Here is an 18508-nt window from a genome sequence, read left to right on the forward strand (position 1 = left end):
TTATTCATTCTGTTTTCGATGAGGTCGTCGACGACGGAGGGGTCTGCGAGGGTTGATGTGTCTCCGAGGGCGCCGAAGTCGTCTTCGGCGATTTTGCGCAGGATGCGGCGCATGATCTTGCCGGAGCGGGTTTTCGGCAGGCCCGGGGCCCATTGGATCAGGTCCGGCGCGGCGATCGGGCCGATCTCGGTGCGGACCCAGGTGCGCAGCTCCTTGCGGAGCTCCTCGGAGGGCTCTTCGCCATTCATCAGGGTCACGTAGCAATAGATGCCCTGGCCCTTGATCTCGTGCGGGTAGCCGACCACGGCGGCCTCGGCGACCTTGGCATGGGCCACGAGCGCGCTTTCGACCTCGGCGGTGCCCATCCGGTGGCCCGAGACGTTGATCACGTCATCGACCCGGCCGGTGATCCAGTAATAGCCATCCGCGTCCCGGCGGCAGCCATCGCCCGAGAAGTAGTAGCCCTTGTAGTCCGAGAAGTAGGTCTTCACGAAGCGCTCATGGTCGCCGTAAACCGTGCGCATCTGGCCCGGCCAGCTGTCCTTGAGGCAGAGCACGCCCTCGCATTCGGTCGCGGTGATCTCTTCGCCCGTGGTGGGCTCGAGCACGACGGGCTGGACGCCGAAGAAGGGCGTCGTGGCCGAGCCGGGCTTCAGGGCCGTGGCCCCGGGCAGCGGCGTCAGCAGGTGCCCACCGGTCTCGGTCTGCCACCAGGTGTCGACGATCGGGCATTTGCCCTTGCCCACATGGTCATTGTACCAGTTCCAGGCCTCGGGGTTGATCGGCTCGCCCACGGTGCCCAGCACCTTGAGCGTGCTCAGATCGCATTTCTCGACAAACTCCGGCCCCTTCGCCATCAGCGCGCGGATCGCGGTGGGGGCGGTGTAGAACTGGGTGACCTTGTGCTTGTCGCAGACCTCCCAGAAGCGGGACGCGTCCGGATAGGTCGGCACGCCCTCGAACATCACCGTGGTGCCGCCATTGGCGAGCGGGCCATAGACGATGTAGCTGTGGCCGGTGACCCAGCCCACATCGGCCGTGCACCAGTAGATGTCGCCCTCATGCACGTCGAAGACGTATTTCTGGGTCATCGCCGCATAGAGAAGATACCCGCCCGAGCTGTGCACCACGCCCTTGGGCTGACCGGTGGAGCCGGAGGTATAGAGGATGAACAGCGGATGCTCGGCCTCGACCTCGACGGGCATGTGGTGGTCCGAGGCCTCCAGCGCCATCTCGTTATAGTCGAAATCGCGCCCGTCGACCCAGGTGGTCTGACCGCCGGTGCGCTTGACCACCAGCATCTTGACGCTGTCCTTGGTGTGCAGCAGGGCCGCATCCGCATTGGACTTGAGCGGGGTCTGACGGCCGCCACGGGGGGCGTAATCGGCCGTGATGACAATCTTGGCATCGGCGCCGTTCACACGGGCGGCCAGGGCATCGGGGGAGAAGCCCGCAAAGACGATCGAATGGATCGCGCCGATCCGCGCGCAGGCGAGCATCGCATAGGCCGCCTCGGGGATCATCGGGAGATAGAGGATGACCCGGTCGCCCTTGCGCACGCCCATCTCTTCAAGAACATTGGCCATCTTGCAGACCGAAGCGTGCAGCGCCTTGTAGGTGATGTGCTGGGCCGGCTCGGCAGGATCATCGGGCTCGAAGATGATCGCGGTCTGATCCCCGCGCGTGGCCAGATGCCGGTCGATGCAATTGGCCGCCACGTTCAGCGTGCCATCCTCGAACCACTTCACATGCACATCATCATGCGCAAAGGACGTGTCCTTCACCTTCGTATAGGGCTTGATCCAGTCCAAAGACCGACCATGCTCCCCCCAAAACCCCTCAGGATCAGAAACCGACGCAGAATACATCGCGTCATATTTGGCGGCATCGATGTGAGCCGACGCGGCGAACTCCGCCGGTACGGGTTTCAAGATTTCACCGCCATCGATTGGTTTTTGCTCGGTCATCTGGCTCATCCCCTCCTGAGACACTGCGTCCACAATTCCTGACACAGGCGTAACATGGTTTGTGAAGCTCACAACAAGCTCCTGTTTTTGGTCAGTTTTTCTGTGAATAAATTCCGGCCTTTCACCCGTTTTTGTAAATTTTTTTGCGCAGCTGTGAATTTGGCTGCAATTCGAAGGGCTTGGAAGAAAAGTAAACGCGGCGAAGGCTTTGCAGGCTCGGATCGAAATACGGCGCGTTGCCGCAGTTAGGGCTAACGCGTCGGGCGATTAAGTCGCACGTAAGGATTTCTGGGTATGCCGCCTGACGGAAACCAGGTTGATTTCAATCAATCGATTTCAGGCTGGAAACAGTTCCGAGACCGGGGAAAAGCGAATCTGTCAGGTTCGCGAGACGGTCGCTCAGGCCCGCCACCAGCGTTGGCCCATGCGGGTATGACCCGTGGCCCAGGGCTGCGCCTGCGGTTCAGGCCGACCTATCCAATCCGCAACCACCAGATTGGCCTCCGACAGGATCGGGACATATTCCTGCGCCGCCGCTGCGGGTCCGCAGGATGCCGAGATTGGCTGTGCCGCCCCGCCGAACAGGGACAGCAAGGTCCAGGCATGGGTCGGTCGCGTGGTCAGGCGCGCCACATGGAGATCCGCGACCTCCCCTGACGTGGCAAGCCGCATCGGCACTCCGAGCTCGGACATCTGCTGACCGATCCGGGCGACAAGGCGCGCGCCCTGCTCCCCCAGATCGCCATCAATCGAGAGGGTCAGCCCCTCGGGTGTCAGCGCGCCCAGCGCTTGCCTCGTCGCCTCGGGATCCGTGCTCTGCGGACCGGGCATCGCTGCAAGAGACAGACCCGGGTCGCCCGCGATCAGGGCCCGACGGTCGATCCCTGCATGGAGCACCTCCATGACCCGGCGCACCCGCGCCGGGGCGCAGCCCGCGCCGGGCGAGAACCGCAGGGCATCCGTCGCCGGGATCGCGATGGTCTGGGCGCGATGGGCCCGTTCAAGACGCTCCGACAGCCGCGTAGGCAGGCGATCGACCACATCCACGCGGCCCTCGGCAAAGGCCCGCGCCCGGTCTTCGGCCCGCGGCAGCACGAGGATCTCCACCGTATCGAACCAGTTCCCCTGCGCGGTCCGCGGATGGCCGGGGACACGTGCAACCAGCAGCCGCGCCGCGCCATCAAAGCTCGCAACCCGGTAAGGACCGGTCCCGGCACCCGTGCGGAACACCTCTGCCGCGCCGCTGCGGGGGCCCATGATCAGGGCGGGGTCGCTCAGAAGATAGGGGAAATCCGCATTCGCCCGGTGCAGACGCACATCGAACCGGTGCGGCCCGCGCAGGCGCATCTCGGCGATCAGGCTGCGGATGCCGTGGCCTGCATCCCCGGGCGTCTTGTGCAGATCCAGCGACGCGATGGCGTCTGCAGCCTCGAAGGGCTGTCCCCCATGGAACCGCGCCTCGGGGTCGAGATCGAGGGTCCAGACACGGCCCGCCTCGGACGGGGTCCAACCCGTCGCCAGCGCGCCGCGCAACAGGCCATCGGGCGCGATCTCTGTCAGGGTGTCGAAGACCAGCCCGGCGCCGGAGACCATCTGGAACAGGCCCGGCCCGAACCGCGGATCCCAAAGCTCGGGCGCGGGCCCGCCGCTCAGCCCGATCCGCAGCCGCCCGCCGTGCCGAGCGCCCGCAGCCACCGGCATCCCCCCCGCCGCCAGAAGGGCAGCGGCAAGACCGGTTTGCAGGAGTTTGCGTCGGGTGCTGTGATCCATCTCTACTGAGCCAGGCAATCGTTACCGGGACATATAACGCCTTTTCAAACGATTCCGATAGATCACTTCAGCCCGCCGGGCGCCGCCCGTAGCGCAGACGGTCCATCACGCGGACCAGCTCGGCACTGATCCCGGCCTCGGACAGGGCATGTCCGGCCAGCGGGATCATCCGCAGATCGGTCTGCGGCAGGGCATCGGCGATCTTCCAGGCCGAAACAGGCGGGCAGATCATGTCGAACCGCCCCTGCACGATGGTCAGGGGCACATTGGCGATCCTTGGCAGATCCCGCAGGATCTGACCGTCTTCGTCCAAAAAGCCCTTGTTCAGGAAATAGTGGTTCTCCAGCCGGGCAAAGGCGCGGGCGTATTCCGCGGGGCTCTCGCCTGTCAGGCCCTCGGAATGGATCGAGGCCAGGGCATTCTCCCAGGCCGACCAGGCGCGGGCGAACTTGGTCTCTTCCATCATGTTGCCGCTGAAGAGCCGCTTGTTATAGGCCGAGATCAGATCGCCCCGCTCCTCTTCGGGCACGAGCGAGACGAACCGTTTCCAGACATCGGGCCAGAACTGGGCCGCCCCGCCGCCATAGAACCAGTCGAGTTCCGCCTGCGTCATCAGGAAGACGCCCCGCAGGATGAGCTGGGTCACCCGCTCGGGATAGGTCTGGGCATAGATCAGCGCGAGGGTCGCACCCCAGCTGCCGCCGAACACGTCCCAGCCGGGAATCTCGAGGGTTTCGCGGATCGCTTCGATATCATCGACCAGATGCCAGGTCGTGTTGGCCTCGACCGAGGCATGGGGTCGCGAACGTCCGCAGCCGCGCTGATCGAACAGGATGATGCGATATGTGTCGGGGTCGAAATAGCGCCGCATCGCCGGGCTGCAGCCACCGCCAGGCCCGCCATGGAGCACGACCACCGGCACGCCCTGAGGATTGCCGCACTGCTCCACATAGATCCGATGCCCGCCCGAGACCGGCAATACTCTCTGGTCATAGGGGTCGAGGGGCGGGTAGAGGTATTCCGCCGCGCGTTTTTGGCTCGCCGCTCTCGTCATTGCTGCCCTATATACTAATCGTCTCCACCCGACCCATCCTTCGCAAGTTGCAACAGAGAAGTCCATGACAACCGTGACAGATACCGTCGATGCCTCCGAAGTCGCCAAATTCGAGGCCATGGCTGCGGAATGGTGGGACCCGATGGGCAAGTTCCGCCCGCTGCACCTGATGAACCCGATCCGGCTGGATTACATCACCCGGCAGATCGCGGCGGAGTATGGCTGTGATCTGAGCACCCCCGCGCCGTTCAAGGGGTTGCGGATCCTCGATATCGGCTGCGGCGGCGGGCTTTTGTCAGAGCCGATGGCGCGGCTCGGGGCGACGGTGGTCGGGGCGGATGCAGCCGCGGGCAACCTGCCGGTCGCGCGCCTGCATGCCGAGCAATCCGGGCTCGAGATCGACTACCGCCACACCACGGCGGAGGATCTGGCCGCGGCGGGTGAGCAATTCGATGCGGTGCTCAACATGGAAGTGGTGGAGCATGTGGCCAACCCGCTCAGCTATCTCACCGCCTGCAATCACTTGTTGAAACCCGGCGGGATCATGTGCTGCTCAACCCTGAACCGCACCCCGAAAAGCTTTGCGCTGGCCATTGTCGGGGCGGAATACATCCTGCGCTGGCTGCCCAAGGGCACCCATGACTGGCGCAAGTTCATCACGCCTGACGAGCTGTTCAAACTGTTGTCCGAGGCGGGGTTCCAGCCCGTGGACAAGAAGGGGTTCGTGTTCAACCCGGTTGCCCAAAGCTGGTCCATGTCCGAACGGGATCTGAGCGTGAACTACGTCACCGCCGCGCTGCGCCCGGCTGATTGACCGCACGAGGCGCGCGCCTTGGTAGGGCCTGTTTGGGGTCCGATGCGTGCGATACAGTAAAGACCGAGAGCTGCGCACAACCGGTTGCCTGACCCCGGAACGGGATCAGGCCGGTTTCCAAGGGGCTTTAGCCGCGTTGGCGACGCAGCAGGCCCAGCGCCAGAAGCCCTGCACCCAAAAGCGGCAGACCCGCAGGCAGCGGGACCGGCGCGACCTCTTCCCCGTTGAACAGAACCTCGCGGATCTCGATCCGCGAATTGTTCAAAAGGCTCAGCACATCCAGCTCCACCTTGCTGACGCCGAGAACCTCACCCGCGAAGTCATAGGTCTCCCCTGTCACCTGCCCGACCGGCGCGTTGAACACGGCGGAGGTCGAGATCAGCGCATCCGTCGCGTCGAAGAAGCGCAGCTGAAAGGTCTCGACCCCTTCGGCCAGCACGTTCAGGTCGTTGAAGAGGGTGAAGCTTTCCAGATTGTAGGTCCCGATCAGGTCCAGTGTGATGGTGCCCGTAACACCCGTCCGCCCCGCAAAACCGTTGAAGTTGGAGCTATCCCCATCGACGATGTCGGCGATATCTGCACCGAACCCCGCGCAGATGGCCTCACAAACGGGGACATCGGTGGAGGCGGTGATCTGGCTGGGACCCTCGATCGTGGCCGCGCTGGCGGCTCCGGAGACAAGTATCAGCAAGGCGGCGGCAATGGGGGCGAAACGCATGAAGAGACCTCCTAAAATCTTCCACGACCGATTCTAGGGCTCAGCGACAAACCTGACAAGAATCAGGCGCCGCAGCGCCACGATAGGCAAGCTTGGCACAGACAATCCCCCGCCTGCCGCCAAGCGGGGGATGATCTGGAAACGATGGGGGCGGTCAGTCGAGACCCATGCAGCTCGCGTAATAGGTCACGGTCGCGGGCCAGTCGGAGAAGATCCCTGCGACCTCCACATCCTGCGCCAGCACATCGATCAGCTCGTAGATCACGCCATCGCTCGTGGTGAGATCGGAGATGGACTGGTAGTACCAACCCCCTCCAGCTGCCAGCGGGCCGGAACGTTCAAGGGTCCAGGTGATGATCTTCAGCCCGGCGGCCTTGGCCTCCAACGCGAGGGTGGACGGCACGATCCCATCATCCTCGGAAGAGGTCACAAGCATCCAGGTCGGCGGGGAGATGTAGGTGATGCCCATCGATTTAAGCTCGTCCATGGTGTTGGGCCAGGTGGCCGGATCCATGGGCGAGTAACCATCCAGCCTGTATTCATCCATCAGATAGACCGCCTGTGCGCCGAACTCAGGCTCGGCCTCGATCCAGTAGAGGATATCCGACAGGTTGAAGCTCTGCAGCCAGACATCCGAGGGCGGGATCCCGGCCACCTTGTACGCGTCTACCAATTTCTGTGCGTAGGCCTCCTGGGTGAAGCCGTTGAAGGGCATGTCCACCAACGGGCTCTTGAGTTCGGGCGTGAACTTAGCGCCGAGGCTCTTGAACAGCGCGATGGAATCCGCATGGGTCATGATCCCTGTATCCTCGCCCGCACAGAGATCCGTCCGCCATCCCGCAGTGCCGTCGAGATACTCCTCGACCGTGGTGGCGGCAGGATTGGCCGCGTCCATCTTGGGCGTGAGCTTGCGGAACTCGGCCAGCGTGATCTCAGAGGTCCGGCATTCCGCCGCCGCCGGGGCCTCTCCCCGGGCCGGGGTGAACGGGACGACGCAGGTCTCCGCCAGCGGTGTCGCAAGGATGTTGGTGGTGGTGTGCAGGTCGTTCTGCGCATGGCGGCAGACAAGCTCGAGATCGCGGGTGAAGGTTACATCGCATTCGAGGATCCCCGCCCCCATCCGTGCGGCGGCCACATTCGACGCCACCGTGTGCTCGGGGAACTGCAGGGGCGCGCCGCGATGCCCGATGGAGAACAGCGTGCGCCGGGGCGTCTGCCCCATGCAGGCCATCAGCTCTTGCTTGAGCGGACCCTCGGCCATCTGGTCGATCAAGTAAAAGGGGCGCGGGCCGAGCTCGATGACATCGCCCTGCCCGGTTGCGGCCATCTCGGCGGCGGCGGAACCAGCCCCCAGCATGACGAAAAGAAGTGTTGCGCTGCGCAGCATGTGAACCCCCGGTCTGGATGCGTTGCCCCGGTTTGAACGCTTGGCTGTGACGCTGGGGTGACGCCCCGGTGACGTCTGCGCGACAGGCGCTATTTCGAGTAGCTCTGCTTCTGGCTCTCGAAGAGTTGCGCATAGAGGCCGCCCTCGGCCAACAGGTCTTCATGGGTGCCCTGCTCGACCATCGCGCCGCTTTCCAGCACATAGATCCGGTCCGCATCGATCACCGAGGACAGGCGGTGTGCGACCATGATCGTGGTCTTGCCCTTGGCCAGACGTCCGAGGGCGCGCTTCACCCGGTCCTCGGTCTTCTGGTCCAGCGCCGAGGTGGCCTCGTCCAGCAGGATGATCGGCGCATCGCGCAGGAAGGCCCGGGCGATGGCGATCCGCTGCTTCTGCCCGCCGGAGAGCTGCGAGCCCTTGGGCCCCACGGGCAGGTCACCGCGCTCGGCGATGATCTCGGTCAGCTCGGCCGCATCGGCGGCAGCCTGCACCTCGGCATCGCTGGCCATGGGTTTGACGTAGCGGATGTTCTCGAGGATCGAGCTGTTGAAGATCACGATGTCCTGCGCCACCACCGAGAACGCGCCGCGCAGGGATTCGATCCGGATTTGGTCCACCGGAAGACCGCCGATCTGCACGCTGCCCTCCGCCGGATCATAGAGCCGCCCCAAAAGGCTGAGCACCGTGGTCTTGCCAGACCCGGTCGGCCCGACAATCGCTGTCACCTCGCCCCCGCCAAAGGTCAGGGAAAGATCCCGAAAAAGCGGGCGATCCGGCTCGTAGCCGAAGGTCACCTTGTCGAAGACGAGATCGCCGCGTGTGTCGAAGCTGTCCACGGCGTCGGGCGCATCGACGATCGTCGGGCGTTCCTCGTAGAGCCCGCGCACCCGCGCCAGCTGCACCAGTGCAGCCTGCAAGGACACGGTGAACTGGGCGATCCGCCGTCCCGGATCAAAGATCAGCACGAGCCCGATCAGGAAGGCGATGATCCCGGCCCCGTCCACGTCAAAATTCGCGCTGAGCGCCATGTAGCCGCCGCCGCCGATCACCAGCACATAGGCGAAGGCCGCCGCGAAATCGATGCAGGGCAGGATCACCGCCTGGGCCATGTTGCGTCGGATGGTCAGGCGGCGCAGGCGCTTGGTCGAGCGCAGCAGGCGCTCCTGCTCGACCCCCTCCTGCCCGGCGATCTTGACCGTGCGCATGCCGGACATGGTCTCGTCGATGGTGGCAAGATATTCCTGCATCGCAGTCTCGGTCTCGGCCTGCACGATTTTGACCTTGCGGGACACAAACTGCATCGCACTGATGATCACCGGCAAGACAAGCGCCGCACTGAAGAACAGCAAGGGCTGCTGCCAGGCGAGATAGGCCGAAACAATCACCACCGTCGCCAGATCGCGTCCGGCCTTCACCGAGGTCTGGCCTACGAAACGTCCGACGCTCTCGACCTGGCCCACAAGTTTCTGGATCAGGTTGGCGGACGGTGTTTTCTCGAAAAAGGCGAGGTCGAGCTCCATCAGGTGTTCGATCAGGTCCTGGCGCAGCTTGGCCACCGCATCGGCGGCGATCCATGTGCTCATCCGGGGCACCACGTAGCTCATGACGCCGCGAAAAACGAACACCCCGAAGACCGCAAGGCAGACCATCACCAGATCGCGGACCGAGCCGCTCTCGAAGATCACGCGCAGCCCGCTTTCGGTGAGACGGAGGAACTGCTGGTAGACCGCGCCCTGTGCGATGACCATGAAGAAGACCAGAATCAGCCAGGGCAGCTTTTCACGCAGATAGCCCGTCCAGAACCAACGGATATTGGCCTTGTCCTGAGGGGAGAACATCTTTTCCTTCGGCTTGCGGGACTTGGGGGTCCCGCCGGAAGGCGCTGGGTGCTGTGTCGGACTGGGCTCTGCCATGGATCGGCTATCGCCAAGGGGGCCTCAACTGTCAAGCCGCGCAAGGTCGCGCCCGGCCTCCGGCAGTGCCCTGCTCATTGGGTCGAGAGATAGGCGAGGATGTCCCGCGCGTCTTGCGGGCTGCGCACGCGGACGAGCATCCGGCCCCGCGCGGTCGGATCCCCGAGATAGGCGCGCAGGAACCCCACCGGGTCCTGTAGATAGGCGGTGAGGGTTTCCGTGTCCCAGACAAGGCCTGCCGTCCCGGCGGTCCGAAGTGCATCGGAATAGGCCACACCCTCCTGTGCGGCGGCCCTGCGGCCCAGCACGCCGTGCAGGTTGGGCCCCGCACGCGGGCTGTCGACCCCGGGCTCGGCGATGTGACAGGTAAGGCAGGGCCGAAAGGCCCGCTCCCCGGCCTCTGGATCGCCCTCCATGGCCCGGATCGGGGCCGCGGCGATGGCCAGCACCAGAACAAGCGCGGATCGAATGAGGGTGACCAAGGGGCTCTCCACCGGCAGGGGTCCCAAATGCAACACGCCCGGCGCAGGGGCCGGGCGTGCAGTCTCGGATCAGGTCGCGGCGATTACTCGGCGAGCGACTTGAGATAGGCGTAGAGGTTGATCGCGTCTTCTTCCTTGCGAACCTTGAAGGACATCTTCGAGCGCGCCTTGGAGTCGCCGGAGACTTCGCGGATCTTCGCGGTGGGGTCCTGAACATAGGCGACAAAGGTCGCTTCATCAAAGACCAGACCGCCTTCGCCCGCAGCCACATGGCCGTCGGAGTAACGGAAGCCTTCGACCTGACCGGCGGTCGCGCCTGCGACACCGTAGAGGTTCGGGCCTGTCTTGGCCGCGCGGCCTGCCAGGGTGTTGCCGTCGGCATCCTGCACAACGTGGCAGGACTGGCACTGGCGGAACGCCTTCTCACCGGCGGCGGCGTCGCCGCTGGCGGCAGTGTGTCCGTCCGCAAACGCCGGAGCGGAGAGCAGGGCCAACGTGGCGGCAGCTACGAAAGTCGTTTTCATGTTTCCCTCCCGAGGGGCAATTAAACCGTATGGCGGCAATACGCCCGAAACAGGCGTAAAGTTCAACCACACTTATGGACTATAGCCCGGCCCTAGGCGACGGCCTGTGCAATAGCACATTGCTTCCACAAAATTTCGAGAGCGCTCACCAAGTGCTGCAAATCCGCCTCGGTGTGGTTCGGCGACGGGGTGAAACGCAGGCGCTCGGTCCCCTTCGGCACGGTGGGATAGTTGATCGGCTGCACGTAAATGCCGAACTGATCCATAAGGATATCCGACAGTTGGCGGCATTTGACCGGATCCTTGATCATCACCGGGATGATGTGGCTCGGATTGTCCAGATGCGGGATCCCCGCCCGGTCGAGCATGGCGCGGAACTGGGCCACGCGCTCTTTCTGCATGTCGCGCTCGACGCTGCTTTCCTTGAGATGCCGGATCGAGGTCTGGGCCGCCGCCGCAACCGCCGGGGGCAGCGCGGTGGTAAAGATGAAGCCGCTGGCAAAGGACCGGATGAAGTCGCACAGCAAGGTCGAGCCGGTGATATAGCCGCCGACCACGCCAAAGGCCTTGCCCAGGGTCCCTTCGATCAGGGTAACACGGTCCATCACGCCATCGCGCTCGGCGATCCCGGCACCGCGCGGGCCATACATGCCAACCGCGTGCACCTCGTCGAGATAGGTCATCGCGCCGTGCTTGTCGGCCACGTCGCAAATCTCGGCGATGGGCGCGATATCGCCATCCATCGAGTAGACGCTTTCGAAGGCCACGATCTTGGGGCAGTTCGCCGGCAGGGCCGCAAGCTTGGCGTCCAGATCCGCCACGTCGTTATGTTTCCAGATGACCACCTTGGCGCGCGAATGGCGCATCCCTTCGATCATCGAGGCATGGTTGAGCTCATCCGACAGGATCACGCAATCCTTGAGGCGTGCGCCCAGCGTGCTCAGGGCCGCCCAGTTCGAGACATAGCCGGAGGTGAACAACAGCGCGGATTCCTTGCCGTGCAGATCCGCGAGCTCGTCTTCCAGAAGCCGGTGATGGTGGTTGGTCCCCGAGATGTTCCGGGTGCCGCCCGCGCCCGCGCCGCACTGGCCGATCACCTCTTGCATGCGGCCCACCACCTTGGGGTGCTGGCCCATGCCGAGATAGTCGTTTGAGCACCAGACGGTGATCTGCCGCTTGCCATCTTGACCATGGCACTGGGCTTTGGGGTGTTGACCGCATTCACGCTCTAGCTCGGCGAAAATCCGGTAGTTGCCTTCGTCCTTCAGCTGATCGAGCTGCTCGGCAAACAAGCGGTCAAATTCCATGGGCGTCCTCACTCCGTCTTACCCGAAAATCTTACAAGTTGGACACTTTTAGTGTCAATTAAAACTTACACACCCAAAGGTACCGGTTTCACGGAAAAAATCACGACCACTCTGGCCGCGCCCCGTCAGGCGCGTGTTAGGCAGGATGTCAGAGGGGGTGGACCGGACCGCAGCAGCGAATCGCGCAGGGGCGTCAGGGCTGCCGGATCAGCCCTGCTTTTCCTTGGCGGCGGGCATGAGCCAGCGCCAGAGCTTCTCGTCCGGCAAGGGCACAACCATCAGCCAATGTTCCAGAAGCGCCAGCGCCGTGAACACCGCCAGCAGGGTAAACCCGACCGTGGCGGCAGCGGTATCGGCCGCATAGAGCCGCTCGATCCAGCAGGTCATGGCGAAAGTTAGCGCTGTGACCGAATAGGGAAAAAGCCAGTTGATCGGGCGGATCCGGAAATGACTGGGCAGATGCGCCAGCGGTTCTGGCAGGAACTCCGTATTGATCTTCTTGACCCCCAGAAACAGGTTCAGCTTGGCGCTGATCCGGGCGACAAAGAGCACCGCGAAAGTCCAGAAGCCGAACTTGTTCTCGGCGCCCCAGGCGGTGATCCCCATCACGATGACCACCGTCAGCAGCAGCATCTCGTGATAGGCGATGGTGCCCCAAGCGCGGAAGAACCGCTCCCATTCAGGGCAGCCCTTGGGACAGACATAGCTATTCGGGCCGGTGATCACCCCGGCCAGAAAGGCATGCTCGATCCAGCCCCACAGCAGCAAGGCCGACCCAAAGGCGATCCAAACCCCGGCCACGCTGGGCTGCGTGAGGGTGCTGGAAAATCCGTAGATCCCGACAAAGAAGGCCGGGGCCGTCAGGATGACCGACCGCAGATGGGCGAGAGGCCCCCTGCGGTCAGCGTTCTTCACGATGCACAGGATCGCCCCGGTGGCGAACCACCAGACAAACAAGGCGCAGAGCGCGACGATCCAGGGCGATGCGAACATCAGTAGGCGGGCTCAAGGCGGGTTTCGCTCGGCACGTCATGCTTGATCGCCGGGATGGTGTAGAGCGACACGAAGGCCAGCGCAGCTCGCGCGCCCGCCGACGCCTTGCCGAGCAGCCCCCCAAGGCCGCCCTTGGCATTCGCCGCCGCCATATCGCGGGAGGCTTTCTCCATGCGCTTGAGGTTCGGCATCCAGCGCGGGTGATCGATGTCCAGCGTGATCGGATAGATCTGCTTGGAAATCTCGGAGGTCTTCTTGAACACCTCCTGCCCGTACCAATCGGTGTCCACGCCCAGCGCCTCATGGAAGGCGGGCCGCTGATGGTCGCGCACATACATGGTGGAATAGACCGCCGTCAGGAAGAACTTGATCCACAGGACATTGCGGCCCCGGGTCAGTTTCGGATCGCTCTTCATCAGCAGGGCAAAGGCCTCGCCATGGCGGAACTCGTCATTGCACCACTCTTCGAACCACTTGAAGATCGGGTGGAAGCGCTTGTCCGGGTTCTCCTGCAGGTGGCGGAAGATCGTGATGTAGCGCGCATAGCCGATCTTCTCGGACAGGTAGGTCGCGTAGTAGATGAACTTCGGACGGAAATAGGTGTATTTCTTCTGCTGGGTCAGGAAGCCGAGATTGACCGCGATGCCCGCCTCGCGCAGCGCGTCATTGATGAAGCCCGCATGGCGTGCCTCATCCCGGGCCATCAGTTGGAAGAGCTGGGTGATGTCCTTGTTGGACCCACGGCGCTTCATCTCCTTGTAGAGCACGCAGCCCGAGAATTCGGCGGTGCAGGAGGAGATCAGGAAGTCGATGAACTCCTTACGCAGCTCCGGCTCCATCCCGTCCCAGTCCACCGTGTCCCAGTCGGCGTTCTTCTTGAAATGGCCCTTGTTCGGGTCGGCCACCATTTCGGCGATGAGCGGATCCCACTCGTCGCGGATGCTCTCGACCGAGATCGCATCCATCTCGTCGAAATCCGTGGTGTAAAAGCGCGGTGTCAGCAGCGTGTCCTGCATGGCCACATCGGTGGCCTTCTCGGACGTCATCTGGTCGTCGACGACACCGTGGTTGGAGACGGGGGAGTGGTGGCCGTTCAGGCGCTCCGGGGTCTGGACGTTCATAGCGTGACCTCCTCAGAGAATGAAAATTCGCAAAGTTCGATAAACTCGAGATCGCCGGTCATCCGCGTCCACAGACGCTCCAGACCGCTGGCGCGGGTGATGACGGCTGTCCGGTCCTCGGAGACGATCTCGCCATAGGGCGCCATGATCTCGGGGCCCTGAACCAGCACCGCGTCGCCGGGATAGACCACGGCGCCATTGTTGAACTTCACATGCGCCGACAGCTCTTCGAAGCGGTGGCTGATGGACACCGTGCAGGGTGCCGTTTCGCGTGTCTTGGTGAACAATCCCATGATCAACCCTCCTGGATCGGGGTGTAGAGCAGCCGCTCGAACGCGGCGGTGTTATCCTTGCCAAAGCCGATCAGCTGGGCTTCCCAGCCGGTGGCCTCGTCGATCAGCGCCAGGTGACCGTCCTCGTAGCGGACGATGCGCACGGGCGCGGTCTCGGAGACGCCGACCTTCATTCGCTCGCGGGCGAGCGCACGGGTCATGCCGGCGATGAAACCACCCTCCTGCGGGCTGAGATCGGCAATCAGGCGACCTTCGCCGTCGAGCACGCGGGCTGCGCCGCTCATCTCGCCGAAGATCTGGATTTCACGCTCTTCAAGGATCGGTTGATCCGGGAACTGGGCCTCAAGAGGCCTGTCCGTCACGCGCGCATAGGCGACGATCGCCAGGCACGCGAGCACCAGAAAGAGCATGGCACGCAAGAGCAGCGTCGGGATCATCTCCCGGTCGCGCCTCGCAAGCTCATGGGTTGCGGGGTCGTTCATCGCGAAGGGTCCTTATTCTGCGGGCATCGCAACCGCGCCCGATGCGGTCTGCGCATCAGCGGTTGTCGAGCCGGTTTCAGAGGAGGTCTTGGAGAAGACAGCGGATTCCGCTGCCTCGGCGATCAGGCCCGCGACACGGGCCGCCTCCGGAATGCAGCGCAGGGCCGGTTCCGGATTGCGAATATGCCAGGGGCGAATATGGGGCCAGCAGTTGATATAGCTCATCCGCGTCTCGCCCGTGAGTTTCAGGGCGATGGTCCCGGTGCCGGATTTGCGCAGGTCGAGGTCGGCCGACCCGATCCAGCGATAGGGAAAGTTGTAGGTGATCGTCAGGGCCGCGCCGATCCGCATGGCGATCCGACGGTTGGTGACGGTGTAGACGGTGGTCACCGCCTGGGTCCATGCGATCGCGGTCAGGATCGCGCAGACGATCAGGCCAAGGATCAGAAACGGAACGGACCCCTTGATGCTCGTCAGCGTGTCGTATTGCGCCATCAGCGCGACCGAGCGCCAGGCGCCGAGGAACACGAAGTACCCCATCACCCATTTCAGCGCGAGGCTTTCCTTGGCCAGGGCCCACCAGTTCGGCTTGCCCTGCCAGAGGATCGTCTCCCCCTCCGGGGGGAGCTCAGGGAGCCCTTCAATAGGCTCGACATGGAAATCGTCGTGATGGTCTGTCATCGCGAGAGGCTCCCTTCGTTGGTCCTAGATTTGCGGCTCGAGGCGGGACTCGTCGGCATAAAGGGTGCCGCCCGCGTAGTAGCCCATGATCTTGTCTTCCTCGAGCAGGGTGACCTGATGCGAGGACTTGGTCTTGGGCACGCCCTTGAAATGCTTGCCATAGATCGAGCGGATCTTGACCCGGTCGGACTTGATCCGGACCATCTCGCGCGGGACGAGGCGCTTGCCATCCCCCCAGGCGCCGTCGAGCTCGATCTCGAGGAAGCGGACGAGCTGTTCGGCCTCGTCGATCCACATGTCCGAAATCAGGCCCACGATCTCGTCATCACCGGCCTGAACCGGCAGACCACGCGGGTCGATCCCGGCCGAGACGCTGAAGCCTTCTGCGGCGGACATGGGCACGATTTTCGGATGGCCATGGGCATCAAGCTCGGGTGTGTCGCGCCGCGCCGCCCAGCTGGCCGGACCCACACCATCCGTGAGGGGATCGCCCGTGGGCTCCATCGGAAACCCGTTGCCTTCGGCGGTCTTGCGCAGGGCCAGGTTCTCACGGCGCTGGAAGTCCTCACCGGGCAGGGTCAGCTCACCCCGGCCATGCTGCAGCTTGAAGGTCTTCTCCTTCGGCAGCGGGAACGGGCCCTGGTTTGCGGCGGTCTCGCCATCGTCATCCTCGAGGGGGTAGCCCTCGCGCATGTTCTCGGTCTGCAGATAGTAGATCAGCAGCGCGAAGAACCCGTAGAACAGCCAGATGGACAGGCTGGCGAGGTCAAAATTGCCGAAGAATGTCTCTTCCATGGAGGTATCCTTTCGTATCCGGCGTCAGGTCGGGAAATCGGCGAGCCCGATCTTGCCGGTCTCCCCTGTTGGATGGTCGTTACGGGTCGGTGCCCGGGTCCGCACAAGCGGGCCGAGCGCGATGAGAGTGATGAAGATCAGGCCGATCTCGATGTGGTAGACCACCGAGTAGCCCGTGGCCGGGTCGTTGAGCGCCTCGCCCCAGGCCCCGGTGGTGACAGCCGCGTTGATCGTGTCCCGCAGGGTCCCGCCCAGCGCGACGCCGACACCGGCCGCCGTGGCCTGCGCCGCCCCCCAGGCGCCCAGTGCGAGGCCGCGCCCGGCGATCCCCTCGGCGGGCAGGGTCATGGCCGCAGTCAGCGTCGCGACGGAGAAGAGCCCGCCGCCCAGACCGATCAGGCCAGCGCCCGCAAAGAAGAGCGCGTCGGAGTTCATGGGGGCCGCAAAGATCACCGCCGAGAAGGCCAGCAGCCCGATCAGCAGCCCGCGCCCGCCCATGCGGAACGGGTTGATCCCCGCCGCAAGCCAACGCGCGGCCATGGCAAAGCCGATCAGCGCGCCCGCGGCCCACATGGCCGTCAGGAAGGTCGTGGCCGACACGCTGAGGCCGAGGATCTCGCCGCCATAGGGTTCCAGCAGCACATCCTGCATGTTGAAGCCGAGGGTTCCGAGGAACACGACCACGAGCAGACGACCGGCGCGCCCTCCGGCCGCGAAGTCATCCCAAGCCGCCCGGAAAGAGGGGCGTGGCTCGGCGCGCTCTGCCGCACTGAGCGGAACAACAATCTCCTGCTTCCAGAGCGCGATCAGGTTCAGGATCAGGGTCGCGCCCGCCGTGGCCTGCACCACCTGGATCAGCTTGATGGGGGTGAAATCGCGCAACAGCCAGCCGATCACCACCGCCGAGACACCCATTCCCACGAGGAACATCACATAGAGGAGCGCCACGACCCGGGGCCGGGTTTCATCCGTGGCCCGATCAGACGCAAGCGCAAGCCCTGCCGTCTGGGTCATATGCAGCCCCAGCCCGGTCATCAGGAAGGCCAGTGCGGCCAGCACCTCGCCCGCGAAGGGGATCTCGATATAGACGTCGCCGCCCAGCACCAGAAGGCAGGAGGGCATGACCGCCAGCCCCCCGAACTGCCACAGGGTGCCGAACCACATATACGGCACCCGCTTCCACCCGATGGCGGATTTGTGGGTGTCCGAGCGGAACCCGAGGATCGCCCGGAAGGGCGCGACCAGCACCGGAATGGCGATCATGATCGCCACCAGCATCGCCGGCACCGACAGCTCGACGATCATGACCCGGTTGAGTGTCCCCAGCAGCATGACCGTGGCCATGCCGACCGAGACCTGAAACAGGCTCAGGCGCAGCAGCTGACCGAGCGGGAGCTGATCGCTCGCCGCATCGGCAAAGGGCAGGAACCGCCCTGCCAGCCGCTTTGTCTGTGCCTTGGTGATGATCATGCCCGGTACTCCAGACAGGTGGAAATGTAGAAGCCCGAGGTCACCCGTTCGACCTCGCGCAGCGCGCCCGGTGCGCCCTTCTGCGCGGCAGCCTTTGACAGCTTGGCAGGGGCGTGCGGGATCATGGTCGGGGAGCGGTCGCCCCGCGGGAAGAGCTTGCCGACCCCCCAGAAGGTCATCAGGAAAGGCGTGCGCGGGGCCACGGTGAAGATCACCGAGCGGCGCACGCGGGGGCAGAACCGTGCCAGCGAGGATCCGATATCCTCCGCTTCGTAGTAGATCAGACTGTCCATCGCGACGACATGATCGAAATCACCCAGCTCGGGATTATGCATGTCACCGGACGTGAACATGACCTGGTCGCGATAGGCGTCGGGCAGGCGTTTCTCGGCGATCTCCACCAGGCTCGGCGAGATGTCGATGGCCACGACCTCGGCCCCGCGCGCCGCCAGCTCGGCGGTCATCTGACCGGCACCGCAGCCCGCATCAAGCACCCGCGTGCCGCGCAAGTCGTCGGGCATCTGCCCCAGCATGATGTCGCGCATCCGGTCCCGGCCCGCGCGCACGGTGGCGCGCACCTTGGAGACCGGCGCGTCCGAGGTCAGACGCTCCCATGTCTTGGTGGCGGTCCGGTCGAAGTAATCCTCGACCCGGTCCAGAGTCTGTTCGTAAGCCGCCATTACCGGTGCCTCCGCAGGGGGCTTTGGGCGCGCGAAAGGGGGGCGATCCCCCCTTGG

At 64.1% G+C, this 18508-nt stretch carries 18 protein-coding genes; 1 reads left to right on the forward strand and 17 read right to left on the reverse strand.

What is annotated here, in order from left to right; genetic code table 11:
- The 3 genes from acs to pip form a co-directional block, all read right to left on the reverse strand.
- A partial coding sequence (gene acs / locus ACP15I_RS07815; RefSeq protein WP_424974627.1) for an acetate--CoA ligase occupies window positions 1–1967 on the reverse strand: 1967 nt, incomplete at its 3' end.
- Between the two features lie 399 nt (window positions 1968–2366).
- Window positions 2367–3737 carry an ABC transporter substrate-binding protein gene (locus tag ACP15I_RS07820; protein WP_424974628.1) on the reverse strand — a complete coding sequence of 457 codons (1371 nt, stop codon included), beginning with the start codon at window positions 3735–3737 and terminating at the stop codon, window positions 2367–2369.
- 67 nt (window positions 3738–3804) lie between these two features.
- Window positions 3805–4791 (reverse strand): prolyl aminopeptidase, encoded by a 987-nt coding sequence (pip, locus tag ACP15I_RS07825; protein ID WP_424966031.1) that lies wholly within the window; start codon window positions 4789–4791, stop codon window positions 3805–3807.
- A 64-nt stretch (window positions 4792–4855) separates the two neighbouring features.
- On the opposite strand from pip, the gene ubiG reads away from it, so the two are divergent.
- The gene (ubiG, locus tag ACP15I_RS07830; protein WP_424974629.1) at window positions 4856–5605 is read left to right on the forward strand and encodes a bifunctional 2-polyprenyl-6-hydroxyphenol methylase/3-demethylubiquinol 3-O-methyltransferase UbiG; all 750 of its coding nucleotides are present in this window, start codon (window positions 4856–4858) and stop codon (window positions 5603–5605) included.
- A gap of 127 nt (window positions 5606–5732) precedes the next feature.
- Here ubiG and ACP15I_RS07835 read toward each other — a convergent pair whose 3' ends face one another.
- From ACP15I_RS07835 to bchM, 14 genes are all read right to left on the reverse strand, one after another.
- Entirely contained in the window at window positions 5733–6323 is a 591-nt protein-coding gene (locus tag ACP15I_RS07835) for a VPLPA-CTERM sorting domain-containing protein (RefSeq protein WP_424974630.1), read from the reverse strand.
- 154 nt (window positions 6324–6477) lie between these two features.
- Window positions 6478–7710 carry a glycerophosphodiester phosphodiesterase family protein gene (locus tag ACP15I_RS07840; protein WP_424974631.1) on the reverse strand — a complete coding sequence of 411 codons (1233 nt, stop codon included), beginning with the start codon at window positions 7708–7710 and terminating at the stop codon, window positions 6478–6480.
- An 89-nt stretch (window positions 7711–7799) separates the two neighbouring features.
- A complete protein-coding gene (locus ACP15I_RS07845) occupies window positions 7800–9623 on the reverse strand; it encodes an ABC transporter ATP-binding protein (RefSeq protein WP_424974632.1) in 1824 nt (607 codons plus the stop codon).
- A gap of 74 nt (window positions 9624–9697) precedes the next feature.
- The gene (locus ACP15I_RS07850; protein WP_424974633.1) at window positions 9698–10105 is read right to left on the reverse strand and encodes a c-type cytochrome; all 408 of its coding nucleotides are present in this window, start codon (window positions 10103–10105) and stop codon (window positions 9698–9700) included.
- A gap of 83 nt (window positions 10106–10188) precedes the next feature.
- Entirely contained in the window at window positions 10189–10629 is a 441-nt protein-coding gene (locus ACP15I_RS07855; protein ID WP_424966037.1) for a c-type cytochrome, read from the reverse strand.
- Window positions 10630–10721: 92 nt separating this feature from the next.
- The gene (gene hemA / locus ACP15I_RS07860; RefSeq protein ID WP_424966038.1) at window positions 10722–11936 is read right to left on the reverse strand and encodes a 5-aminolevulinate synthase; all 1215 of its coding nucleotides are present in this window, start codon (window positions 11934–11936) and stop codon (window positions 10722–10724) included.
- A 207-nt stretch (window positions 11937–12143) separates the two neighbouring features.
- Entirely contained in the window at window positions 12144–12929 is a 786-nt protein-coding gene (gene puhE / locus ACP15I_RS07865) for a putative photosynthetic complex assembly protein PuhE (RefSeq protein ID WP_424974634.1), read from the reverse strand.
- Complete coding sequence (gene acsF, locus ACP15I_RS07870) at window positions 12929–14050, reverse strand: magnesium-protoporphyrin IX monomethyl ester (oxidative) cyclase (protein ID WP_424966040.1); 1122 nt, start codon at window positions 14048–14050, stop codon at window positions 12929–12931. The genes puhE and acsF overlap by 1 nt, the downstream gene beginning before the upstream one ends.
- Window positions 14047–14343 (reverse strand): hypothetical protein, encoded by a 297-nt coding sequence (locus tag ACP15I_RS07875; protein WP_424966041.1) that lies wholly within the window; start codon window positions 14341–14343, stop codon window positions 14047–14049. Before ACP15I_RS07875 ends, acsF begins: the two co-directional genes overlap by 4 nt.
- Before the next feature lie 2 nt (window positions 14344–14345).
- Complete coding sequence (gene puhC / locus ACP15I_RS07880; RefSeq protein ID WP_424966042.1) at window positions 14346–14825, reverse strand: photosynthetic complex assembly protein PuhC; 480 nt, start codon at window positions 14823–14825, stop codon at window positions 14346–14348.
- Between the two features lie 12 nt (window positions 14826–14837).
- A complete protein-coding gene (gene puhB / locus ACP15I_RS07885) occupies window positions 14838–15506 on the reverse strand; it encodes a photosynthetic complex putative assembly protein PuhB (RefSeq protein ID WP_424974635.1) in 669 nt (222 codons plus the stop codon).
- 24 nt (window positions 15507–15530) lie between these two features.
- Window positions 15531–16301, reverse strand: a complete 771-nt coding sequence (gene puhA, locus ACP15I_RS07890; RefSeq protein ID WP_424974636.1) for a photosynthetic reaction center subunit H — start codon at window positions 16299–16301, stop codon at window positions 15531–15533.
- Window positions 16302–16325: 24 nt separating this feature from the next.
- A complete protein-coding gene (locus tag ACP15I_RS07895) occupies window positions 16326–17771 on the reverse strand; it encodes a PucC family protein (RefSeq protein WP_424974637.1) in 1446 nt (481 codons plus the stop codon).
- Window positions 17768–18451, reverse strand: a complete 684-nt coding sequence (gene bchM, locus ACP15I_RS07900; protein WP_424974638.1) for a magnesium protoporphyrin IX methyltransferase — start codon at window positions 18449–18451, stop codon at window positions 17768–17770. The genes ACP15I_RS07895 and bchM overlap by 4 nt, the downstream gene beginning before the upstream one ends.
- Window positions 18452–18508: the final 57 nt, after the last annotated feature.

The organism is Dinoroseobacter sp. S124A (assembly GCF_049801015.1).
GTDB lineage: Bacteria > Pseudomonadota > Alphaproteobacteria > Rhodobacterales > Rhodobacteraceae > Dinoroseobacter.

Bases quoted from the DNA above. Each gene is read 5' to 3' on its own strand.
- ACP15I_RS07820 (WP_424974628.1), bottom strand. From the start codon at position 3,737: ATGGATCACAGCACCCGACGCAAACTCCTGCAAACCGGTCTTGCCGCT.
- pip (WP_424966031.1), bottom strand. From the start codon at position 4,791: ATGACGAGAGCGGCGAGCCAAAAACGCGCGGCGGAATACCTCTACCCG.
- ubiG (WP_424974629.1), top strand. From the start codon at position 4,856: ATGACAACCGTGACAGATACCGTCGATGCCTCCGAAGTCGCCAAATTC.
- ACP15I_RS07835 (WP_424974630.1), bottom strand. From the start codon at position 6,323: ATGCGTTTCGCCCCCATTGCCGCCGCCTTGCTGATACTTGTCTCCGGA.
- ACP15I_RS07840 (WP_424974631.1), bottom strand. From the start codon at position 7,710: ATGCTGCGCAGCGCAACACTTCTTTTCGTCATGCTGGGGGCTGGTTCC.
- ACP15I_RS07845 (WP_424974632.1), bottom strand. From the start codon at position 9,623: ATGGCAGAGCCCAGTCCGACACAGCACCCAGCGCCTTCCGGCGGGACC.
- ACP15I_RS07855 (WP_424966037.1), bottom strand. From the start codon at position 10,629: ATGAAAACGACTTTCGTAGCTGCCGCCACGTTGGCCCTGCTCTCCGCT.
- hemA (WP_424966038.1), bottom strand. From the start codon at position 11,936: ATGGAATTTGACCGCTTGTTTGCCGAGCAGCTCGATCAGCTGAAGGAC.
- puhE (WP_424974634.1), bottom strand. From the start codon at position 12,929: ATGTTCGCATCGCCCTGGATCGTCGCGCTCTGCGCCTTGTTTGTCTGG.
- acsF (WP_424966040.1), bottom strand. From the start codon at position 14,050: ATGAACGTCCAGACCCCGGAGCGCCTGAACGGCCACCACTCCCCCGTC.
- ACP15I_RS07875 (WP_424966041.1), bottom strand. From the start codon at position 14,343: ATGGGATTGTTCACCAAGACACGCGAAACGGCACCCTGCACGGTGTCC.
- puhC (WP_424966042.1), bottom strand. From the start codon at position 14,825: ATGAACGACCCCGCAACCCATGAGCTTGCGAGGCGCGACCGGGAGATG.
- puhB (WP_424974635.1), bottom strand. From the start codon at position 15,506: ATGACAGACCATCACGACGATTTCCATGTCGAGCCTATTGAAGGGCTC.
- puhA (WP_424974636.1), bottom strand. From the start codon at position 16,301: ATGGAAGAGACATTCTTCGGCAATTTTGACCTCGCCAGCCTGTCCATC.
- ACP15I_RS07895 (WP_424974637.1), bottom strand. From the start codon at position 17,771: ATGATCATCACCAAGGCACAGACAAAGCGGCTGGCAGGGCGGTTCCTG.
- bchM (WP_424974638.1), bottom strand. From the start codon at position 18,451: ATGGCGGCTTACGAACAGACTCTGGACCGGGTCGAGGATTACTTCGAC.